22 protein-coding genes and 1 tRNA gene are annotated in these 19,079 nt (G+C 63.2%); 14 read left to right on the top strand and 9 right to left on the bottom strand.

The genetic code is table 11. The features are described 5' to 3' along the window. Positions 1-170: 170 nt before the first annotated feature. A complete protein-coding gene (locus tag WYS_RS15520) occupies positions 171-1,013 on the bottom strand; it encodes a hypothetical protein (RefSeq protein WP_049796387.1) in 843 nt (280 codons plus the stop codon). Positions 1,014-1,225: 212 nt separating this feature from the next. Here WYS_RS15520 and WYS_RS15515 point away from each other — a divergent pair, with 212 nt between their 5' ends. Then, on the top strand, positions 1,226-1,846 hold the full coding sequence (locus tag WYS_RS15515) for an Lrp/AsnC family transcriptional regulator (protein WP_238540783.1): 621 nt from the start codon (positions 1,226-1,228) through the stop codon (positions 1,844-1,846). On the opposite strand, the gene WYS_RS13690 is transcribed toward WYS_RS15515, so the two are convergent. Next, positions 1,840-2,307 (bottom strand): pyridoxamine 5'-phosphate oxidase family protein, encoded by a 468-nt coding sequence (locus WYS_RS13690; protein ID WP_019178748.1) that lies wholly within the window; start codon positions 2,305-2,307, stop codon positions 1,840-1,842. The genes WYS_RS15515 and WYS_RS13690 overlap by 7 nt on opposite strands. 212 nt (positions 2,308-2,519) lie before the next feature. Beyond that, positions 2,520-2,624 (bottom strand) — tRNA-Lys (locus WYS_RS13685). 125 nt (positions 2,625-2,749) lie between these two features. On the opposite strand from WYS_RS13685, the gene WYS_RS13680 reads away from it, so the two are divergent. Both WYS_RS13680 and WYS_RS13675 read left to right on the top strand, forming a co-directional pair. After that, positions 2,750-3,268, top strand: coding sequence for a CBS domain-containing protein (locus tag WYS_RS13680; RefSeq protein ID WP_019178747.1), 519 nt, complete (start codon positions 2,750-2,752; stop codon positions 3,266-3,268). Between the two features lie 77 nt (positions 3,269-3,345). Then, positions 3,346-4,110 (top strand): MBL fold metallo-hydrolase, encoded by a 765-nt coding sequence (locus WYS_RS13675; RefSeq protein ID WP_026069143.1) that lies wholly within the window; start codon positions 3,346-3,348, stop codon positions 4,108-4,110. On the opposite strand, the gene WYS_RS13670 is transcribed toward WYS_RS13675, so the two are convergent. After that, positions 4,100-4,987 carry a hypothetical protein gene (locus WYS_RS13670; RefSeq protein WP_026069142.1) on the bottom strand — a complete coding sequence of 296 codons (888 nt, stop codon included), beginning with the start codon at positions 4,985-4,987 and terminating at the stop codon, positions 4,100-4,102. The genes WYS_RS13675 and WYS_RS13670 overlap by 11 nt on opposite strands. 248 nt (positions 4,988-5,235) lie before the next feature. On the opposite strand from WYS_RS13670, the gene WYS_RS15510 reads away from it, so the two are divergent. The 8 genes from WYS_RS15510 to WYS_RS13630 all read left to right on the top strand — a co-directional run bounded on the left by WYS_RS15510 (position 5,236) and on the right by WYS_RS13630 (position 11,750). Then, positions 5,236-5,529 carry a DUF167 domain-containing protein gene (locus tag WYS_RS15510; protein WP_019178745.1) on the top strand — a complete coding sequence of 98 codons (294 nt, stop codon included), beginning with the start codon at positions 5,236-5,238 and terminating at the stop codon, positions 5,527-5,529. Next, positions 5,526-5,960 (top strand): hypothetical protein, encoded by a 435-nt coding sequence (locus WYS_RS15505; RefSeq protein WP_019178744.1) that lies wholly within the window; start codon positions 5,526-5,528, stop codon positions 5,958-5,960. Before WYS_RS15510 ends, WYS_RS15505 begins: the two co-directional genes overlap by 4 nt. A gap of 98 nt (positions 5,961-6,058) precedes the next feature. After that, positions 6,059-7,387: an aminomethyl-transferring glycine dehydrogenase subunit GcvPA gene (gene gcvPA, locus WYS_RS13655; protein ID WP_019178743.1), complete on the top strand. Its 1,329-nt coding sequence runs from the start codon at positions 6,059-6,061 to the stop codon at positions 7,385-7,387. After that, a complete protein-coding gene (gene gcvPB, locus WYS_RS13650) occupies positions 7,384-8,928 on the top strand; it encodes an aminomethyl-transferring glycine dehydrogenase subunit GcvPB (RefSeq protein WP_019178742.1) in 1,545 nt (514 codons plus the stop codon). The genes gcvPA and gcvPB overlap by 4 nt, the downstream gene beginning before the upstream one ends. A gap of 39 nt (positions 8,929-8,967) precedes the next feature. After that, the gene (gene tmk / locus WYS_RS13645) at positions 8,968-9,624 is read left to right on the top strand and encodes a dTMP kinase (protein ID WP_019178741.1); all 657 of its coding nucleotides are present in this window, start codon (positions 8,968-8,970) and stop codon (positions 9,622-9,624) included. A 73-nt stretch (positions 9,625-9,697) separates the two neighbouring features. Beyond that, positions 9,698-10,888 carry a bifunctional phosphopantothenoylcysteine decarboxylase/phosphopantothenate--cysteine ligase CoaBC gene (coaBC, locus tag WYS_RS13640; protein ID WP_019178740.1) on the top strand — a complete coding sequence of 397 codons (1,191 nt, stop codon included), beginning with the start codon at positions 9,698-9,700 and terminating at the stop codon, positions 10,886-10,888. Beyond that, entirely contained in the window at positions 10,885-11,175 is a 291-nt protein-coding gene (locus WYS_RS13635) for a hypothetical protein (RefSeq protein WP_019178739.1), read from the top strand. Before coaBC ends, WYS_RS13635 begins: the two co-directional genes overlap by 4 nt. Then, on the top strand, positions 11,172-11,750 hold the full coding sequence (locus WYS_RS13630) for a hypothetical protein (protein WP_019178738.1): 579 nt from the start codon (positions 11,172-11,174) through the stop codon (positions 11,748-11,750). The genes WYS_RS13635 and WYS_RS13630 overlap by 4 nt, the downstream gene beginning before the upstream one ends. A gap of 1 nt (position 11,751) precedes the next feature. Here WYS_RS13630 and WYS_RS13625 read toward each other — a convergent pair whose 3' ends face one another. The 3 genes from WYS_RS13625 to WYS_RS15495 are packed head-to-tail and all read right to left on the bottom strand — an operon-like array spanning position 11,752 to position 13,725. Continuing rightward, positions 11,752-12,051, bottom strand: coding sequence for a DUF357 domain-containing protein (locus tag WYS_RS13625; RefSeq protein WP_019178737.1), 300 nt, complete (start codon positions 12,049-12,051; stop codon positions 11,752-11,754). Further along, positions 12,038-13,498, bottom strand: coding sequence for a helicase HerA domain-containing protein (locus tag WYS_RS15500; RefSeq protein ID WP_019178736.1), 1,461 nt, complete (start codon positions 13,496-13,498; stop codon positions 12,038-12,040). Before WYS_RS15500 ends, WYS_RS13625 begins: the two co-directional genes overlap by 14 nt. Continuing rightward, complete coding sequence (locus WYS_RS15495) at positions 13,489-13,725, bottom strand: hypothetical protein (RefSeq protein WP_019178735.1); 237 nt, start codon at positions 13,723-13,725, stop codon at positions 13,489-13,491. Before WYS_RS15495 ends, WYS_RS15500 begins: the two co-directional genes overlap by 10 nt. A 126-nt stretch (positions 13,726-13,851) precedes the next feature. Here WYS_RS15495 and WYS_RS13615 point away from each other — a divergent pair, with 126 nt between their 5' ends. Together WYS_RS13615 and proS are read left to right on the top strand one after the other, a co-directional pair. Further along, positions 13,852-14,754: a ribose-phosphate diphosphokinase gene (locus tag WYS_RS13615; protein ID WP_019178734.1), complete on the top strand. Its 903-nt coding sequence runs from the start codon at positions 13,852-13,854 to the stop codon at positions 14,752-14,754. Positions 14,755-14,785: 31 nt separating this feature from the next. Next, positions 14,786-16,183, top strand: a complete 1,398-nt coding sequence (gene proS, locus WYS_RS13610) for a proline--tRNA ligase (RefSeq protein WP_019178733.1) — start codon at positions 14,786-14,788, stop codon at positions 16,181-16,183. Positions 16,184-16,342: 159 nt separating this feature from the next. Here proS and WYS_RS13605 read toward each other — a convergent pair whose 3' ends face one another. Continuing rightward, a complete protein-coding gene (locus tag WYS_RS13605) occupies positions 16,343-17,842 on the bottom strand; it encodes an MDR family MFS transporter (protein ID WP_147654215.1) in 1,500 nt (499 codons plus the stop codon). Positions 17,843-18,028: 186 nt separating this feature from the next. Between WYS_RS13605 and WYS_RS13600 the strand changes: the two genes are divergently transcribed. Next, on the top strand, positions 18,029-18,454 hold the full coding sequence (locus WYS_RS13600) for a MarR family winged helix-turn-helix transcriptional regulator (protein WP_019178731.1): 426 nt from the start codon (positions 18,029-18,031) through the stop codon (positions 18,452-18,454). Between the two features lie 116 nt (positions 18,455-18,570). Here the strand turns inward: WYS_RS13600 and WYS_RS13595 are convergent, their stop codons facing one another. Beyond that, positions 18,571-18,777 carry a hypothetical protein gene (locus WYS_RS13595; RefSeq protein WP_019178730.1) on the bottom strand — a complete coding sequence of 69 codons (207 nt, stop codon included), beginning with the start codon at positions 18,775-18,777 and terminating at the stop codon, positions 18,571-18,573. Between the last annotated feature and the right edge of the window lie 302 nt (positions 18,778-19,079).

Raw genomic sequence — 19,079 nt, 5'->3', positions numbered from 1 at the left:
GGATAAGCATAATACTTTGGTCAGCCCACTGCTTGAGCGACCCGAGAGAGGCGTTGATCGATTCGGGCCGTCCCAACATCCAGTATTCGGTCCTTGACCGATATTGATGATAGTAATAGAACAGGGCCGGAACCCATTAGTGTCGCATAGGGTTTACCGGCCCGGCCCCCTCATCTCGGGGCGTTGCCGCTTGTCATGGCCACGACCCGATCGCCGTTGTACGTCGTCATGGTGTACGGCGCTCCCGGCGTGTAGGCCGGGTCGGGCAGACCTATGCTGGCCATGCATGATCCGTGCCCGACCCTCGGATACTCATGGTTCGTGTTCTCGTAGGTCTGGCCGTCGATGCTCAGGACGGTCCTGGTGACCGCCGGGTCCGGCTGGCTCGCTACTGCTGGCATTTCCACGTAGAGCATCTGATAGAACACGGTGTGGTTGCCGGTCTTCTCCGCCCCATGGCCGACGAGCTGGGCGGGGGGCTGCACATACTGACCGTCCCCACCCGACTGATCGCCGTCGCTGCTGTTGGTCCCGGAACCGTTGCCGGCCCCCGTTCCATTGCCAGTACCGTTCCCGCCGTCGCCGCTGTCATCGGTACCGCCGGATCCGTCTCCGGCCCCTGAGCCGTCGTCGCTTCCGGAGCCTCCCGGCCCGTTCGGAACCGCCCCGCCCCCACCGTCAGACGGGCTGCCTGGTCCTCCGTCCGGGGGGCTGGAAGGCATGTTCGGCCCAGTTGGATCGGGGGTACTGGGACGGGGAGTGCCGGGACTGCTGCCGCCGGAGCCTGCACCATCACCGGAGCTCGGGGAGCTGCCCCCGGCGGACTGATCGCCGCTGCCGCCGGACGGAGATTCCGGCGTCGGACTCCATGGAGTTGTGTCGTCGGGGCCGGAGGGGCCGTCGGAACCGTTGCTGTTACGGCGGTCCCAGTCGTCGAACCCCCCGCTCAACGCGAACGCGGCGATCACGGCGACTGCCACCAGGAACGCCGCCATGAACGCGACATTTATCATCGAAGTGCGTTTCGCAATATCACCTCGGATGTGATATCTTACGTGATATCCACTATTGCATCCCACCTCGCATTTAACCCTTCGGTCGGGTGATGGCCTTGGCCGGCGCGCGGTGCTCCGCATCCCGCTCAAGCCGCCTCATTCCAGGACCATTGTCCGTGCCGCCGATATATTATAAGCGGACGTCGTTCACTTCACTATAAATCAAGTGAATGGCAGGACCGATGAAGCTCGATGACAAGGACCGCATCATCATAACGATGTACGCCGAGGACCCCGACATCTCCCAGGAGAAGATCGCCGCCCGGCTGAATATGACCCAGCCCTCCGTGGCGGCGCGGGTGGCCGCCTTGAGGAAAGAGGGAGGGCTGGAGAAGCAGCTGGGCGTGAACCCCATCAAAATGGGCATGTACCTGGCCAAGGTGGAGGCGTCCTGCACCGCGCCCCGCGACGTCCTGAAAAAAATGAGAGGGTGCCCGTACTTCGCCCACGGCTTCACCGCCTCGGGGCGGCGGAACCTGTTCATGCTGTTCTTCAGCGAGAGCATCACCACTCTCGAATCGATCGTGGACTGCCACCTTCGGTCCGATCCCTCGGTGAGCGAGGTCGACCTCGACCTCCTGATCACGTCGGAGAAGGACTTCGTCATCCCCATCCGGATGAAGCCGGACCTGTGCGACGGCGCTCCCTGCGGGATCGAGCATAGCTGCTACGAGTGCTCCTCTTTCAAGGAAGAGAAGTGCCTGGGCTGTCCCGCCACCGGCCAGTATCGCGGCAATGTCCTGGGACGGGCGGTGGCGTCCGCGCGGGAGCCCGGGTCCGCGCGTCAGTAGCCGTTCTTCTTCCCTGTCAGGCTCTCCAAGTCAACCCTGATGATGGCCATGTTGCGGATGCCCTCGTCGCTGTACCCAAATGTGGCCTGTCCGAACTGGTGGGTCATTATGATGTCCATGGCCTCGCGCTTCTCCTCGGCGTCCTCCACGAACCGAGCCCTTCCTGACCCGATCACGCTCTTGAACTTGATGGTCGACTTGCACGAGGTGTCCAACGGCCCCTGCATCAGATCATGTCCGGTATCCACTACGAAGCTTACGCGGGGGTTCTCCTTCAGCACGTCGATCTTGCGGCCCTTCTTGGCCGAGTGTATGTACAGCGTCCCGTCCCGGTAGCCATAGGTGGTCGGCAGGACGTAGGGGGTGTCCCCATCGCACATGGCGAAGCGGCACACCTTCTCCTTCATCAACAGCTCCTCGATCTCCTTGCGGTCGGTTATCTCCTTCTCCTTGAGCCTCATAATAGTTACAGAGCAGTATAGAAATCATAAATCTATTGCTTATATGTAATAGGCTATTTTCCTGTTCATCGCATTTTTAATCACAAAGGCCGGTCGTCGGACCGGCATACGACGAGACCCCAGAGCAAGATAGAGCACAGCGGCCGCGAGGGATCGAAGGGCCCGGGACCTTGCGGTGATGCGATACATCGGTGCGGAGAAAAGATGAGGAGCGGGCCCGGAGGGATATTCGGATCCTCGAAGAGCTTCGAAAATCTTTCGAACCCTCGGCCCATCGGTTAAGAGCCGATTGCTCTACCTAGCTGAGCTACGGGCCCCTCTGGACCGCTAAATATGGTCGGTGTACATAAGTCTTTCGAAAGCCGAACCGCCCTGTATTCTCTCCACAAAAAAATTTGCCAACAAGCAATCCTAAAATAGAGCCGGCGTTCAAGCAAGGTGCATGACCCTCGTGAGCGAGATCATGACCGTTCCGGTGCTGGTCCTATATGAGGACATGACCCTGCGCGAGGCGACCGTTCTGATGGCCGACCGAGGGATATCCGGCGCGCCGGTGGTCGGCGCCCACGGAGAGATGATCGGGCTCCTATCGGAAAGCAACATACTGGAATATGCGGCCGGCAAGGGGTGCGTGGGGCCGGGGTGCCGCACCCTCTCCTTCCTGACGCTTCCGTACGATAAGCTGGCGCGCGACGAGGCGTTGTGCCTCCGGTACAAGAGCATCGGGGATGCCAAGGTCAGCTCTGCCATGAACGACGAGGTGGTGACCGTCTCCCCCGACGACGACATCGGCAAGGCCCTGGACACCCTGATGCGCTTCGGGATCAACCGCGTCCCGGTGGTGGACAGGGACGGCAAACTGGTGGGGATCGTGGCGCGGCAGAACATCCTCCTGGCGGTGTGCCGGGACGCCCGGTCGGGGACCGCCCTGCAGTGCGCGCCCCGAGCAGGGGGGCCGTAGGTGCGTCCAGCGATGCTCCGGTCGAGATTTTCGTTAGCCTTATCTACCACGCGCGGATGTAAGGGCCGGGATGTGCACTGAGCGGGCTTGAGGTCCATGTTCTAGCTAGCGGCAGTGACGGCAACTGCACCGCGCTGTCCTCGGAGGGCGTCACCATCCTGATCGACGCCGGGATATCGGGGAGGCGCATAGCCAAGCTCATGGGCGGTGTGGGCCTGGACCCCCGGGACCTCAGCGCGATACTGCTGACGCACGAACATTCGGACCATGTCAGCGGGGCCGGGATCATGTCCCGCAAGTACCACGTCCCCGTATGCTGCAACGAGAACACCCTGGTCTGCTCTAACATCGGGGCGGTCGACAGCACCATGCTCTTCCAGACCCATCGGACGTTCTCCATCGGGCACCTCCAGATCACCCCCCTCCCGATCTCCCACAACGCCGCCGAGCCGAACGCCTTCTTCATCACCGCCCGGGACAAGAAGTTCCTCCTGGCCACCGACCTGGGAAGGGTGAACCCAGAGGTGTTCGCCGCCCTCAGGGAGGTGGACCTGGCGGTCATCGAGGCGAACCACGACGTGCAGATGCTGATCAACGGCCCCTACCCCCCGATGCTGAAGAGCGAGATCCGCTCGGACCGCGGGCACCTGTCCAACATCGACTGCGCCAGGGCGCTGTGGGCCACCCACAGTGAGGACAGGAAGATCTTCCTGGCGCACCTCAGCAAGAACAACAACACCCCAGAGCTGGCGCAGAGGACGGTGGCCAGGACGCTGGGCTGCGGGAACGACAGGGTAGATTGCCTGATGCACCCGGACGACGTCCGGACCATCAGTTTGTGACGGTTTTCAAAGGGTCCAGCTGGACCTTGACGGCCTTTTTCCTGGCGAGCAGGGCCTTGGCGATGTTCGGCGGGAGGCACACCACGTCCTCCTTGTTCAGCCGGTAGTTGCGGCCCGGCCCGGCTATGGGGGGCATGTCCTCCAGGATGCGCAGCACCACGTGGTCCGGCGGGGCCGCGGGGCGGTCGGCCGGCGCCGAGGCCGCTGCCGCGGGCGGGGCCGCTGCGGGAGCTTCATTGACCGGTATCGGCGGCAGGTCCGGCGCCGATATCTGCGGAGAGGCCAGAACGGTCTCTGATAGGGGCGGCGGCACCAGAGGCGTGCTTATCGCAGGGAGGTCCGCCGGAGGTCCGGGCATCGCTGCCGGCGGGAGCTCCGGCCCTGCGGGCGAGGGATCGAACATCTCGTCCTCCCTCTCCGCCTCCGCCACCATGGGCGGGGTCATAAGGTCCAGGGACGGCTCTTCCGGCTCCGCGGTCCTCGGCCGGCTCCCCTGGAGCAGGACGGCGTGCCGGTCCTTCAGCAGGGACGATACCTTGTCGAACAGCTCCCTTTCCTCGACGGTGAGCTTGCCGGGGTCGATCTTGTTCCCTCCGGCGGCGCGCAGTGCCATGGCCAGGATCTTCTCCATGCGGAACTCGAACACCTGGGCGGCCTTCTCCTGGAACTTCATCAGCTGGTTGCTTGCCAGCTTCGATCTCGTGGAGAACTGGTCGACGGCGAACTCCCTCTCGCTCTCCCTCCTGAGCCGCTCGTGGCATTCCCTCACCGCCGCGTAGAAGTCCCTGCGCACCTCGGTGATGTTCTTGGAACGCTGCTCCCTCCGGTAGACCTCGGTAAGGTCCTCGAATGTAAGAAGCTCCACGGGAGGGGACATCGATAAGGTTCATTCAATCGGCCGTATTTGATAATTGGCGGTCACGTCGCTGTTCTGACGTTTGAAACGAGAGGGTGCTAGAAGATAGCCAGATGGTCCGGGCGGACGGCTGCTGGCTATAAAAAGAATATTATATCATGGAATTATCGGGCCGTAGGAATCTTGAAAATAAAAGTCGCCACGGGCCTGCACAGGGAGCGTCGACGCCGGACAAAACCTTTTTCACCGGTGACGATGATGGCAAAAGCATGGACCGGTCCGAAGTCCTCCGCCCGGCGAAGGGAGGGGTGGAGCTGGAGATCATGGTCACCCCCAACGCGAGGTCCGCCGCGGTGGGGGAGGTGGACCCCTGGAGGAAGCGGCTGGTCATCAAGGTGCAGGCGCTGCCGACGGAGGGCAGGGCCAACAAGGCGGTGGTCGAGCTCCTGAGCGATTTCTTCGACACCAAGGCCGAGATAGTCAGAGGGCACACCGACCGGCAGAAGACCGTTTTCCTGCCGGTGAGCATGGACGCCGCCGTCTCCCGCCTGGAGGGGAAATGAGAGATGTGGAGGAGACCCTGGAAGACCTGGAGGACCTCCTTCAGGACCTCCAGGAGCGGCAGGAGAACAGCGTCATCCTGATAGAGGGCAAGAAGGACCGGGCGGCCCTCGGCGCCCTGGGCATCGAGGGGGAGATGGTCCAGGTCCAGGACGCCCGGGGCATCTTCGGGGTGGCCGAGGACCTCTCCGGCTGCGGCAAGGAGGCGATCATCCTCACCGACTGGGACCGCAAGGGCGGTCAGCTGGCGGAGCTGCTCCGGAACGCCCTGAAGGCCAACGGGGTGAAGTACGACGACACCATCAGGGCGAGGCTGTCCATGCTGGCCAAGAAGGAGATCAAGGACATCGAGTCGCTCCCGTCGTTCATCTCGTTCCTGCTGGCCTGCCGGGAGAGGGGAGGTCAGCAGGGGGCTCGTTTCCCTCCGCCCTGAACGCCCCACCGCGATGATGCGGACCAAGGCCCGGGACCTTTGCTTGAACGGCATGTTAGAATAAACCATATTACGAGTCAAGTCGTTGTACGGGCTCGATGAGCATGGTCCCGGACGAGCGAATGTTGGAGGAGCTGGGGATCGCCAGCGTCGACGAGCTGTTCACGGACATACCTCTCGAGGTCCGTGTCGACGGAATAGACCTTCCGAAAGGGATGTCAGAACTCGAGGTGATCAGGACCGTCCGCTCCGTTCTCGGTGACAATGTCACCGCCGCGGACCGTCCGTGCTTCCTCGGCGCCGGGGTCTACCATCGGTTCATTCCTTCCGCGGTCAAGACCATCACCTCGCGCTCGGAGTTCATCACCTCCTACACGCCGTATCAGCCGGAGATCAGCCAGGGCATGCTCCAGTCCCTGTTCGAGTACCAGAGCTTCATGGCCGAGCTTACCGGCATGGAGGCGGTGAACTCGTCCAACTACGACGCCTCCACCGCGCTGGGGGAGGCGGCCACCATGTGCCACCGCATCAACGGGCGCAAGAAGTTCATGGTGCCTTCGATCATGAGCACGGGGAAGAGGAGCGTTCTGTCGAACTACGTCAAGGGAGCGGGGATGCAGATCGCCGACTACGGCTTCGACCCGCAGACGGGCGAGGCGGATATGGGGGACCTTCGCTCCAAGCTCGGCGATGACGTCTCGGGCGTATATATCGAAGTGCCGAACTTCGTCGGCGTCATCGACAGCCACGCCGCGGAGCTGAAGCAGGACCTCAAGGGCGCCGCATTGGTGGTCGGGGTCGACCCCATCTCCCTGGGCGTCCTGAAAGCGCCGGCGGACTACGGCGCGGACATAGTCATCGGGGAGGGGCAGGGCCTGGGCTCCCCGATGAACTTCGGCGGACCGCTCCTCGGCATATTCGGGTGCCGGCAGGAGCACGTGCGCAAGATGCCCGGACGCATCATCGGCATGACCAGGGACGCCGCCGGCAGGAGGGCCTTCTGCATGACCCTGCAGACCAGGGAGCAGCACATCCGGAGGAGCAAGGCGACGTCCAACATCTGCACCAACGAGGCGCTGATGGCGGTGGCCGCCGCCGCGTACCTGGCCACCGTGGGCGGGGACGGCCTGAAAAAGTTGGCGAGAGCGAGCATGGGCAGGGCGAAGACCGCCATGAACGCGCTGTCCGGGCTGAAGGGCTTCGAGAGCCCGGTGTTCAAGGCCCCCCACTTCAACGAGTTCGCGGTGCGGACGCCCATCAAGCCGGAGAAGCTGGCCAAGGTCCTCATGCGCCGCGGCATCATCGGCGGGCTCCCTCTGGCGAAGCACGTTCCCGAGCTGGGGGACTGCATGCTGTTCGCCGCCACCGAGATGACCACGGACGAGGACATAGACAAGCTCGTCGCATCGCTGGAGGGGATCGCATGAGCTATCGCCAGGCGGTGCACGATGAGAGGCTCATCTTCGAGCTCAGCGGGGAGACGGACTTCTCCCTGCCCTCCTACGATGACGAGGAGGCGGAGGTCCCGGAGAGCCTCAGGCGGGAGGAGCTGAAGATCCCCAACCTCCCGGAGAGGGAGGTGGTGAAGCACTACGTCAACCTCTCGCAGATGAACTACGGCGTGGACAACGGGTTCTACCCCCTGGGCAGCTGCACCATGAAGTACAACCCCAAGTACGCCGACGTCGTGGCGTCCCTCCCCGCGGTCAGTGACGTGCATCCGTGCCAGGACGAGGAGGGCTCCCAGGGATCGCTGCGGCTGATGCACGAGCTGGAGAAGGCGCTGTGCGCCATCTCGGGCATGGACGCGGTGACGCTCCAGCCGGCTGCGGGGGCGCAGGGGGAGTTTACCGGCATGCTCATCGCCCGCGCCTACCACGACGCGAGGGGACAGGAGAGGAGGGAGGTCATCGTGCCCGACACCGCCCACGGCACCAATCCCGCCTCCGCCGCGATGGCCGGGTTCGAGGTCGTCGAGGTCCCCTCGACATCAGAGGGCGGCGTGGACCTCAAGGCCCTGGAGGCCGCCGTGTCCGAGAGGACCGCGGCTTTCATGATCACCAACCCCGGCACCCTGGGCATCTTCGAGGAGAACATAGTGGAGATAGCGGGCATCGTGCACCGCGCCGGGGCGCTGCTCTACTACGACGGGGCCAACCTCAATGCCATCATGGGGCGCACCAACCCGGGGGCCATGGGCTTCGACATCGTGCACTTCAACCTGCACAAGACCTTCGCCACGCCCCACGGGGGCGGGGGGCCCGGGGCCGGACCGGTGGGGGTAAGGAAGGGGCTGGAGCCGTTCCTGCCGGCCCCGCGCATAGTCCTGGAGGATGGAAGGTACAGCCTCGATCACGAGCGGCCCCGCAGCATCGGCAAGATGGTGTCGCATTTCGGCAACTTCGCCGTGCTGGTCCGGGCCTACGCCTACATCCTGAGGAACGGCTCGGACGGCCTCAAGGAAGCGTCCGATATCGCGGTCCTCAACTCCAACTACCTCCGGAAGAAGCTCGTTCCCGCCTACGACCTGCCGTTCAGGGAGCTGTGCAAGCACGAGTTCGTAGTGTCGGCGAAGAGGCTCAAGGAGGAGAAAGGGATAAGGGCCCTGGACATCGCCAAGAGGCTGCTCGATTTCGGCTTCCATCCCCCAACTATATACTTCCCCCTGATCGTGGACGAGGCGCTGATGATCGAGCCCACCGAGACGGAGACCAAGCTGACGCTGGACCGGTTCGCCGACGCCATGCTCGCCATCGCCGGGGAGAACCCCGAGCTGGTGAGGGGAGCGCCCCGCTCCACCTCGGTCCGCCGCATCGACGAGGTGGTGGCGGCGAAGGAGCTGACGCTCAGCTACCTCGGGCTGAGAAAGAAGCTGAAGGGGGGCCTGGCGGGCATGCGGGCCGACGCGGAGGACAGGATGTGCACCCACTGCCAGTCCATCCTGGGTACGGGGGACGGTCCTCCATGAGGCCATGTTATTAAGTCAGGCGGAGGATACCGGACCACTATGTCCTCGGAGACCCGGATCGAAAGGAGCACCAGGGCGGAGCCGCTGTCGGCAGCCCTGGCCAGCAAGGGGCGCTTCTTCGTGTTCGAGGGCATCGACGGCTCGGGAAAGAGCACGGTGTCCCGCCGGTTCGCCGAAAGGCTGACGGCCGTGGGAAAGGACGTGGTATGGACGGCCGAGCCCACCTCCTCGTGGATGGGGGACCAGGTGCGCCGGGCCAACCGGGAGGCGGAGAGCGCCTTCGCCGAGACGCTGCTGTACGTGGCCGACCGGGCCGAGCACACCCTGCAGATACGAAAGTGGCTGGAGGAGGGCCGCTGGGTGGTGTGCGACCGCTACGTCGGCAGCACCCTGGCCTACCAGGGCGTGACGCTCCGCCGCCTCATGGGGCCCCGGACCATGGAGTGGCTGAAGGCCGTCAATCAGCCCATCATCATCCGCCCGGACCGCACCTTCCTGCTGAAGCTCGATCCGGAGCTGGCCATGAGCAGGCTGATGGACCGCGAGGGGCGGGACAAGTTCGAGAAGCTGGACTTCCTGCGCAAGGTCGACGCGCTGTACGCCCGCCTGGCCGAGGATGATCCCTCCTACCGGGTCATTGATGCCTCGCAGCCGGTGGAGAGGGTCCTGGACGAGGCCTTTTTAATGATAAGGTAGCCGCGGCCTTGACGATCCTTGGGGGTCCGCGCCATCAGCAAGGATTAAATCCCTTCCCGCCGGATGCGCCATCATGCATCCCTCCGAGGGAATCCGCTGCGCCAAGAGCTGCGCGCTGAAGGGCAGGCGCATCGTGCTCGGCATCACTGGCAGCATCGCCGCGGTAGAATCGTTCGAGCTGGCCAGGGAGCTTATCCGCCACGGGGCCGACGTCCACGTGGTGATGAGCGGGGAGGGCGAGAAGCTCGTAACTCCTGCGGCCATGGAGTTCGCCACCGGGAACGAGGTGGTGACGGAGCTGGACGGCCGCGCCCAGCATATCCAGTTCTTCGGCGACTACCCCGGCCGGGCCGACCTTCTGCTGGTGTCCCCGTGCACCGCCAACACCCTGTCCAAGATGGCCCTGGGCATCGATGACACCCCGGTGACGACCATGGCCACCGTGGCGATAGGTTCCAAGGTACCGGTCATCGCGGCCCCCGCCATGCACCTGTCCATGTACGAGCACCCCATCGTGCAGAAGAACCTGGGGACGCTCAGGGACATCGGCGTGATCCTCGTGGGACCGCACTTCAGCGGGAAGAAGGCCCGCATCGCCTCGGTCGAGGAGATAACGGAAGCGGCGATCACCGCGCTGGGACGGAACGACCTGAAGGCGAAGAGGGTCCTGGTGATCGGCGGCTCTTCCGAAGAACCGATCGACGACGTGAGGGTGGTGACCAACAACACCACCGGGGAGAGCGCGGTGCTGCTCGCCCAGGCCGCCCGGGAGCGCGGCGCCGAGGTGGAGATGTGGAACGGGCGCATGGCCTTCCCCGTGCCGGGCCATATCGCGCAGAGGAGGTTCCGCACGGTGAAGGACCTGCTGGAAATGGTCCCCGAGATCGATCACGACATCGTGCTGGTCCCGGCGGCCCTGTCGGACTACGCCCCGGTGAGGACCAAGGGCAAGGTGGCGTCGGGGAAGAAGGAGCTGACGCTCAAGCTGGCGGGCCTGCCCAAGGTGCTGCCGACTATACGACAGAAGGCCTCGAAGGTGGTCGGCTTCAAGGCCGAGGTAGGGGTCAGCGAGAAGGAGCTGGTCCGCCGGGCCAGGGGCCGCCTCGACGAGCACGGCCTGGACCTCATCGTCGCCAATGACCTCCGGAACGTGGCTCCCGGGAGAACGAGAGCGTTCCTGGTCCGCAAGGACGGAGGGGAGGTCCCCTTCGAGGGAAGCAAGAGAGAGCTGGCCGACGTCATACTGGACGAGGTCCTGAGATGAGGACGGCGGCGTTCTGCCCGGGCCACATCACCGGGTTCTTCTTCCCATCGGATAACCGCGAGCCGGTGCGCGCCGGGTCGAGGGGGGCGGGGATCTGCATCGACAGGGGAGCGACCTCGGCGGTGGAGATGTCCAAGGGCACCGGGAAGGTTGCCGTCACCATCAACGGACAGGCTTCCGACGCTCCCGTGACCAAGGCGGCCGTGGCGGCGCTGATGGGCATGCGCTGGCTGGACGTCAAGGTCGACACCGTCCTAGACCTGCCCGCCGGCGAGGGGTTCGGATGAGCGCCGCCGGCGCCCTGTCGGCCACGGCCGCCCTGGCCGAGCTGCTCGACATGCCCATCGAGGATGCGTTCATGGCCGCGCACGTAGCGGAGATAGAGCGGCACAGCGGGCTCGGCGACGTCGCCGCCCTGAGCAAGGGGGGCGTCACGTTCCGGGTGAAGGAGGGCGTCCCCCCGTTCGGGGAGGTCATGAGGATCGCCGACGACATCTCCATCGTGGCCTGCGTGGTCGGTCCCGCCGTGAGCACCTCCGCGGTCCTGCAGGACAAGGTGAAGAAGAAGGCATTGGAGCAGGCCGGCCTGGATTGCTGGGGGGAGCTGTACCGCGATCCGACGCTGGACAACTTCCTCCGCCTGAGCCGGGAGTTCACCGTGCGCAGCGGGATCGCTTCGGACAAGGTCATGGAAGCGCTCCAGGCGCTCGACGGGCTCGGCCCCTCCTCCATGATCATGCTCGGCAACGCCGTGTTCGCCACCGGGGACCTGGACGAAGAGGAGAGGGTGCTGAGGAGGTTCGGCCCGGTCTACCGGCTGAAATCGGACACCCGGGGACCGAGGGTGCTGTCCGTCGAATGAATCAATCGTACAGCGTGAACAGCTTGTCGTCCTCTCCCACGTCGAAGAGGCCGATGCGGGCGCCGCAGTCCAGCCACCCGTGGGCATAGTTGACGCTGGCGAAGGCGTTGACGTAGTCGCCGACGGAGCGGAAGTGCAGGGCGTCGCGGTAGTACGATGTGGCCATGTTCAGGAAGTCATCCGCCAGCCTCCGGTTGAAGGACCGCGCCGGGGCGGCGATCTTCAGCTTGTCCAGGGCCCGCTTGGTAGTGTCGAGGTACTTCTCCATCTTCTCGTCGGAAATGGTGTCACGCATCTCCATCGCCGTCCTTCGTGGGTATGATCTCCACGCTCTCCCCGCCGTGCTTGCTCTCCCTCGGACGGACCTCCACGAACAGCGGCATCTGTATGCTGCCCCCGACGCACAGCGCCACCCCGATGGGGAGGCGCTGGATCTCGTCGGCCATGCCGGCGGTGAGGCCCTCCACCGATGACGCGATGGCCTTGAGGTCGTTGGGGTTGGTGACCTTGAGTATCATCTGGGTATTGCACTGGCTGAGAACGTTCTTGTCGATCTTGGCGGCCCTCTGGCTTATTATGGTGAGCCCCAGCCCGAACTTCCGGCCCTCCGCGGCGATGGTCCTGAAGATCTTGGAGGAAGCGGCGGCGCCCTGCTGCGGGCAGTAGTTGTGCGCTTCCTCCACCACCAGCATCATCGGCGGGACGCGATCCATCTTCCTCAGCTCGAACATCGCGGTGCAGATGCGGTTGACGATGAGCTCGGCGATCTCCGGCGGGGTGCCCTTGAGGTTAATGATGGTCATTTTCCCTTTGACCACCAGCTCGTCGATCCTCGTGCCCGAGGGAGCGAACACCTTGGCATCCTCCAGGAACTGCAGCTCGTTCACCAGGGCGGCGTTGTTGCCCTCCTCGTCGCTCTCCAGTATCCGGATTATGTCCTTCAGGGCATAGTCCTTCTTGACGGTCTTCACCGCGTCGATCGTCTTTCTCAAGGCGTTGAGGTAGGCCTTGCCGTTCTTGATGCTGGTGAGCTGGAGGAGCTCGCTGGCCTCGATGTTGGCGAGGGTGAACCTCAGCGGCTTGGCCTGGGGGTTCACGTCGGTATCGGTGGCGAACTCGATGATCATCTCCTCGTACCCGCGCGGGGTGACGTTGAAGTTGCGGCCGCTGTCGGCGACGTGCCCGACCTGCCTCATCGCCCCGTACTCCCCGTGAGGATCGAGGACCAGGATGGTCACCTCGTGCTTCATCAGCTCCTCGATGAGGTCGCCGCACAGAAAGGACTTCCCGCCGCCGGTCTTGGCAAGTATGCTGACGTGCTTCTGCACCATGGAGTTGATGTCCACCTCCACCCTGATGTCGTGGCCGAACAGCAGGCCGATGTACGCCCCGGTGGGAGTATTCTCCTTGAGCCCGATGATCCTCTTGATGACCTCGTCCCTTGCCCTGTAGACCGGCTGGCCGGCCTTGAAGGGCGTGCGGGGGACCTGCAGGAGGCCGCGGTCGTCGCGGTAGCCGACCACGTCGATGTGCGCGGTGACCTTCTCGCGGATGGTGACCTCCTCCCCCTCGGAGATGGACCTGGCCTTCTCCAAAGACAGGTCGGTCTTGCGCTGCATGTCCGAGACCTGGCCGAGCACCCACCCGTCGGCCTCGTGCTCCATCTGCACGTACTCCATCTTCTCCAGGCCGCCGGTGACGCTGAGGTTGAAGGACGACGTGCCCACGTCGCCGTAGATTATGCCCATGGGGACGAGAACATCCTCGATCTCCTCCTGCTCCGCCTCCGCGGGGAGCCGGCCTCCCGGGACGGCTCCATCTCGGAAGCGGCGGGGACCTCCTCGATCTCCACCACGATCCCCTCCTCGGCCGGCATCGGCCCGGCCGCCTCCGGCTCGCTCGGTGAACTGGCAGAATCGTCCTGTGGCCTTTCTTCCACAGGGGCCGGGAGGGTGGCCTCGGTATCCATGTGCATCCCGGAATGGTATAAGGAGGAGCAGATAAAAAATTTTGCAATTGGCTGACCGCGGAGGGGCATCCCCGGCGGAGCCCGGCCGGGACCAGGAAAGATTAAAAGACTCGGTCAATAATCCCCCTGGCGATGATAGTCATCGGCGGTTCTTCCTCAAAGGCGTTGGCACAGGACCTGGCCAAGGAGCTGGGCGTCAGGTACATTCAGCCCAATATCGCTCGCTTCCCCGACGGGGAGTGCTACGTGCGCATCGAGGAGGAGGACATCGATGACGAGGCCATCATCGTCCAGAACTCCCATCCCGACTCCAACCTGGTGGAGCTTCTGCTCCTGCAGGACGCCGCGGTGGGCCTGGGGGCGAGAAAGATCACCTCGGTGGTCCCGTACTTCGGCTACGCCCGCCAGGACGAGCGGTTCAAGAAGGGGGAGGCCCTGAGCGCCAAGGTCATGGTCAACCTCATGGAGATGACCTCCAAGCGCCTGGTGACCGTGGACGTGCACAAGCCCATCGTCCTGGACTGGTTCCACGGCGCCGCCCATGACGTGCACGCCGCCCCCAGCATCGGCGATTTCTTCAAGGGCCACGGGATCGACCTCGTCCTCGCGCCGGACGAGGGAGCTATGCAGCGCGCCGCCGAGGTGGGCAAGGTCATCGGCGCCGAGGTGGACCACCTGGAGAAGACCAGGCTGTCCGGCGAGCTCGTGAGGATGGCGCCCAAGAACGTCGACGCCAAGGACAAGAACGCCCTTATCGTCGACGACATCATATCCACCGGCGGGACCATCGAGGCCGCCGCCAATCAGCTCAAGATCATGGGGGCGCGGAGCGTGACGGCGGTGTGCACCCACGGCCTGTTCGCCAAGGGCGCCCTGGACCGCCTGAGGAAGTGCTGCAACGCGGTGTACTCGACCAACACCATCGAGAACGACGTGTCGGTCATCTCGGTGGCGCCGCAGATCGCCAAGGCCGTCAGGAAGCAAAAGAAGACGAACCGGCTGACGGACAAGATCTCCCTGCGCAGCGGCAAGTGAACACGATCTCACGGTCCACGGAGGTGTCGGTATGAAGAAGGAAGAGAACTTCAGCGATTGGTACAACGATCTGGTCGAGCAGGCCGGGCTCACCGACAAGAGATACCCCATCAAGGGGATGAACGTGTGGCCGGCGTACGGCTGGAAGATTATGAGGCACATCGACTCCTTCATCCGCGAGGAGCTTGACGCCACCAACCACGACGAGGTGTGCTTTCCCCTCCTCATCCCCAAGACCGAGTTCCAGAAGGAGAAGGACCACATCAAGGGGTTCGACGCGGAGGTATACTGGGTCACCCATGCCGGGCTGAACGAGCTGGACATCCCGCTCATCCTCCGGCCGACCTCGGAGACGGCGATGTACCCGATGTTCTCCATCTGGGTGCGGTCGCACTCGGACCTCCCGCTCAAGATCTACCAGCTGGTGAACACCTTCCGGTACGAGACCAAGCAGACCAGGGCGTTCATCCGGGTCAGGGAGATCCATTTCTTCGAATCGCACACCTGCCACGTGGACGAGGCCGACGCGCAGCGCCAGGTGGAGGAGGACTTCGTCATCCTGGAGAACCTCATGGACAAGCTGTGCATGCCCTACACCCTCCTCAGGAGGACGGAGTGGGACAAGTTCCCCGGGGCCTACTACACCGTGGGCATCGACACCCTCATGATGAAGGGGCGCAGCCTTCAGCTCGGCTCCATCCACCACTACCGGGAGAACTTCTCCCGGCCGTTCGACATAAAGTACGAGGATGTCGACGGCAGCACCAAGTATGTTCACCAGACCACCTACGGCATGTCGGAGAGGCTGCTGGGCGCCGTGGTCGGCGTCCACGGTGACGACAAGGGCCTGGTGCTCCCGCCGGCCATCGCCCCGTTCCAGGTGGTCATCGTGCCCATCCTGGCCAAGGGGAACCTGGAGGAAGTGACCGCTCAGGCCAGGGCCCTTCGCGACGAGCTGAAGGCGGCCGGGATCAGGGTCACGCTGGACGAGAGCGACGAGAGGCCCGGCAGCAAGTTCTTCAAGTGGGAGATCAAGGGCGTGCCGCTCAGGCTCGAGCTGGGGGCCCGGGACATCGAGAAGGGCGTGGTCGCCTTTGCCCGGCGCAACGACGGGCAGAAGGGGTCCTTCACCCGCGCCGCCGCGGCCGACGAGGTCAAGGCCTCCCTGGCGCAGATTGCCCAGGACATGCGGGCCAAGGCCACCGAGTTCATGAAGAGCAACATCATCACCGTGGAGAGCCTCGACAGCGTACCGGAGAAGATGCTGCGCTTCGGGTGGTGCGGGGACGAGGAGTGCGGCAAGAGGATCGAGGAGAAGAGCGAGCTCAAGATCCTCGGCTCGCCGTACGCCAAGGAGGAGTTCCACGGCAAGTGCATCGGCTGCGGCAAGGACACCGACATGGTGGTCTACGCCGCCAGGGCGATGTGAGCCCGCTCGCCTACCCTCTTTCCCCATCTCTCATCCGTTCGGCGACCGGGACCGGAGGTACGCGGGTGCGTGTCGAGAAGATCCTTTGCCACGGGTGATCTGAATAAAAGGAAAGAGTTTGGGAGGGGGGCCTTCGGGGAAAGTGTTAACGGGCTTCCTTTACACGATGTCCTTGTCATCGGCCGTTTTCTCTTTCGACCCCTCCCGGACATTCGTATCGCCCTGGCCATTGTCCTGAGCTTTCATGAACTGCGCCACCAGGGCTATCAGCAGCACGATGATCCCGCCGATCAGGAAGGCAAAGTCCATGCTGGTAGCGAACGACGTCAATATCTGGTCGGCGTACTGCGGCATCGTCGTGATGAACGCGAGCACGTCGGTATTGTGCGGAAGAGCGTTGTAGGCACCCGCCGCCAGGTTGCTCTTGAGCGCATCGTCGAGGCGCATGTTGATCAGGAAGGCGAACACCGCCGTCGCCACGGTGCCGCCGATGGCGCGGAAGAGGTTGACCCCTGATGTCGTCATGCCCATCTCTTCCTGCTTGGCGCTGTTCTGGACCACCACCATCAGCACCGACATTACGCAGCCGAGCCCTAGGCCCAGGAGGAAGATGTAGGCGACCAGAAGCCACAGGCTGTCGCCCAGTCCCAGCGTGGACATCAGGACCATAGCGACAAAGGATGTGACGGGACCGGCGGTGAGCCAGGGCCGGTGCCCGGTCCTTTCCAGGAGCCTCCCGCTCAGGGTGGAGGTGATCATGAGGCCGGCCACCATCGATATCATCAGGGAACCCGCCTCCAGGGTGGTGAGGCCAAAGATATAGATGCTGAACATCGACAGGTACGAGAGCGCACCGGTCAGGGCCATGCCGAAGATCAGCAGGCTTATGCCCCCGTAGACGAACACCCGGTTCTTGAACAGGTGGGGGGCCAGGACCGGATCCTCGGCCCTGCGTTCGATGTGGGCGAACGCCGCCAGAAGGGCCGCTGCCGCCAGCAGCATCGCCCCGGTCTCGTAGCTGACCCATTCGAACTCGTTACCCGCCCAGGTGAAGAACAGGAGCAGGTCCACCAGGAAAAGGGCCAGGACGGACATCCCCAGGTAGTCGGCCTTCTTGAGGTTGGTGACCTCCATGGAGGGGAACTGCCTGGCGACCAGGAACAGGGCCATCAGGGCGATGGGGACGTTGATGTAGAAGACCCAGTGCCAGCTGACGTATTCGGTGATGAGCCCTCCCACGACCGGACCGAGGGCGGTGCCCAGGCCGAAGATCGCGCCCATGACGCCCTGCATCCTTCCGCGCTCTACGGGCGAGTACAGGTCCGCGATGGCCGCAGTGGCCACGGGCATGAGGATGCCGGCGCCGACACCCTGCACAGCGCGGGACAGGATGAGCATCTCGATATTTACGGAAAGCCCGGCCACGACGGACCCGCCGACGAAGAGGGCCATGCCAATGAGGAAGAACGGCTTTCTGCCGTATACGTCGGACAGCTTGCCGCCTATGGGGATAGCGAGGGTCTCGCACAGCATATAGGCGGTGAACATCCAGCTGTACAGGCCAAGACCGTTGAGATCTGCGGCGATGACGGCGCCGCTGGTGGACACGATGGTCCCGTCCAGGCACGCGGCCAGCATCCCGAGCGTCAATCCAGCCATGATAAGCCTCCGATGCCCGGGGTCGATGTTGGACCACGATAACTGATCATTTAAAACCAATCGACAACCTCCCAATAATGGACTGTTGACAAGTCAAACTAGATTCCCTATATAAATGTGTTGACAAGTCAACTAATGTCGGATAATGAAAATAAATAGTGAAAACACATTGATGTCGCCAGTGGCATGTCCAACATGGACTTCTTTATCTGGCCCAGGAAGATGAAATCGTTCCTGGACTCCAACATCAACAAGAAGCTCAAGGGCACGGACTTCACGGCGTCCCAGGTCCCCTTCATAATCGCAATAGGGGAGATGGAGGGCGCATCCATGAAGGTCATTTGCGGCGCCCTGGGCATAGACAAGGGCCTGGCGACCCGAGTGGTTAAAGCCCTCGTCGAGAACGGATATGTCGTAAATAGGAGCGAGGCCGGCAGGACCTCCAAGCTGTATTTGACGGACAAAGGCAGATGGGCGTTCGATCTTGCCATGGCCAACATGGAGCAGACCCTCGATCAGATCCTGGAATGCCTGGACGAGCACGAGCTGTCATGCCTGAAAGAGATCTCCAGGAAGATCGGCGATAGGCTGGACGAACTGTACAAGCATTGAAAAGCCAGCTCGCCCAGGGGCGGTTCGAAGAATTCACGTATGGAATGGTGTTGGGCCGCCTTGGATGCGGCGCACCGGCCGATGAAAATCCGATGAGATAATCAAAAGAAGGGGGTTCAGTCCTTCAGCCGGGCGAGCAGGAGACCGAGCGCGCCGAACAGGACCATGACGACGGTAAGCCCGTAAATGGGAATGTACTTCGGCTCCAGAAAGTTCCAGCTCCCGTGCGCGATGCCCCACCCGATGTAGAGGGCGATGCCTCCGATGATGAGGAGGACGGACAATACCTGTATGGCACGCTTGGGGAAATTGGACTCCGCCATTGTTGCGCTCAATGGCATAAGGGTATTAAATGATTTTCTACATAAACGGCGCTGGTGAATGGCTTTGCATCACGAGGCCATTAAATGGCTCATAGGATGTTTTGGACATTGCAAGGTCACGCCGAGACAATGTGACAACTACGGCATGGAGCACGTGGTTTGATATTCCCTTATCCGACCGGTTTTGGGTGAAGTTCTCCCATGGCTACTGAGCATTGCAACACCCACTGACCCCATGAGCGCTCGTTTCCCGGATAACGCCCCGGGACACGTCAGAAGAGCGCTCCCAGCTCCCGACACCA

It is taken from the genome of Methanomassiliicoccus luminyensis B10, assembly GCF_000308215.1.
GTDB classification, from domain to species: domain Archaea; phylum Thermoplasmatota; class Thermoplasmata; order Methanomassiliicoccales; family Methanomassiliicoccaceae; genus Methanomassiliicoccus; species Methanomassiliicoccus luminyensis.
Note: the sequence above shows the minus strand (reverse complement) of the source record. Positions and strands in the feature narration are given on the sequence as shown.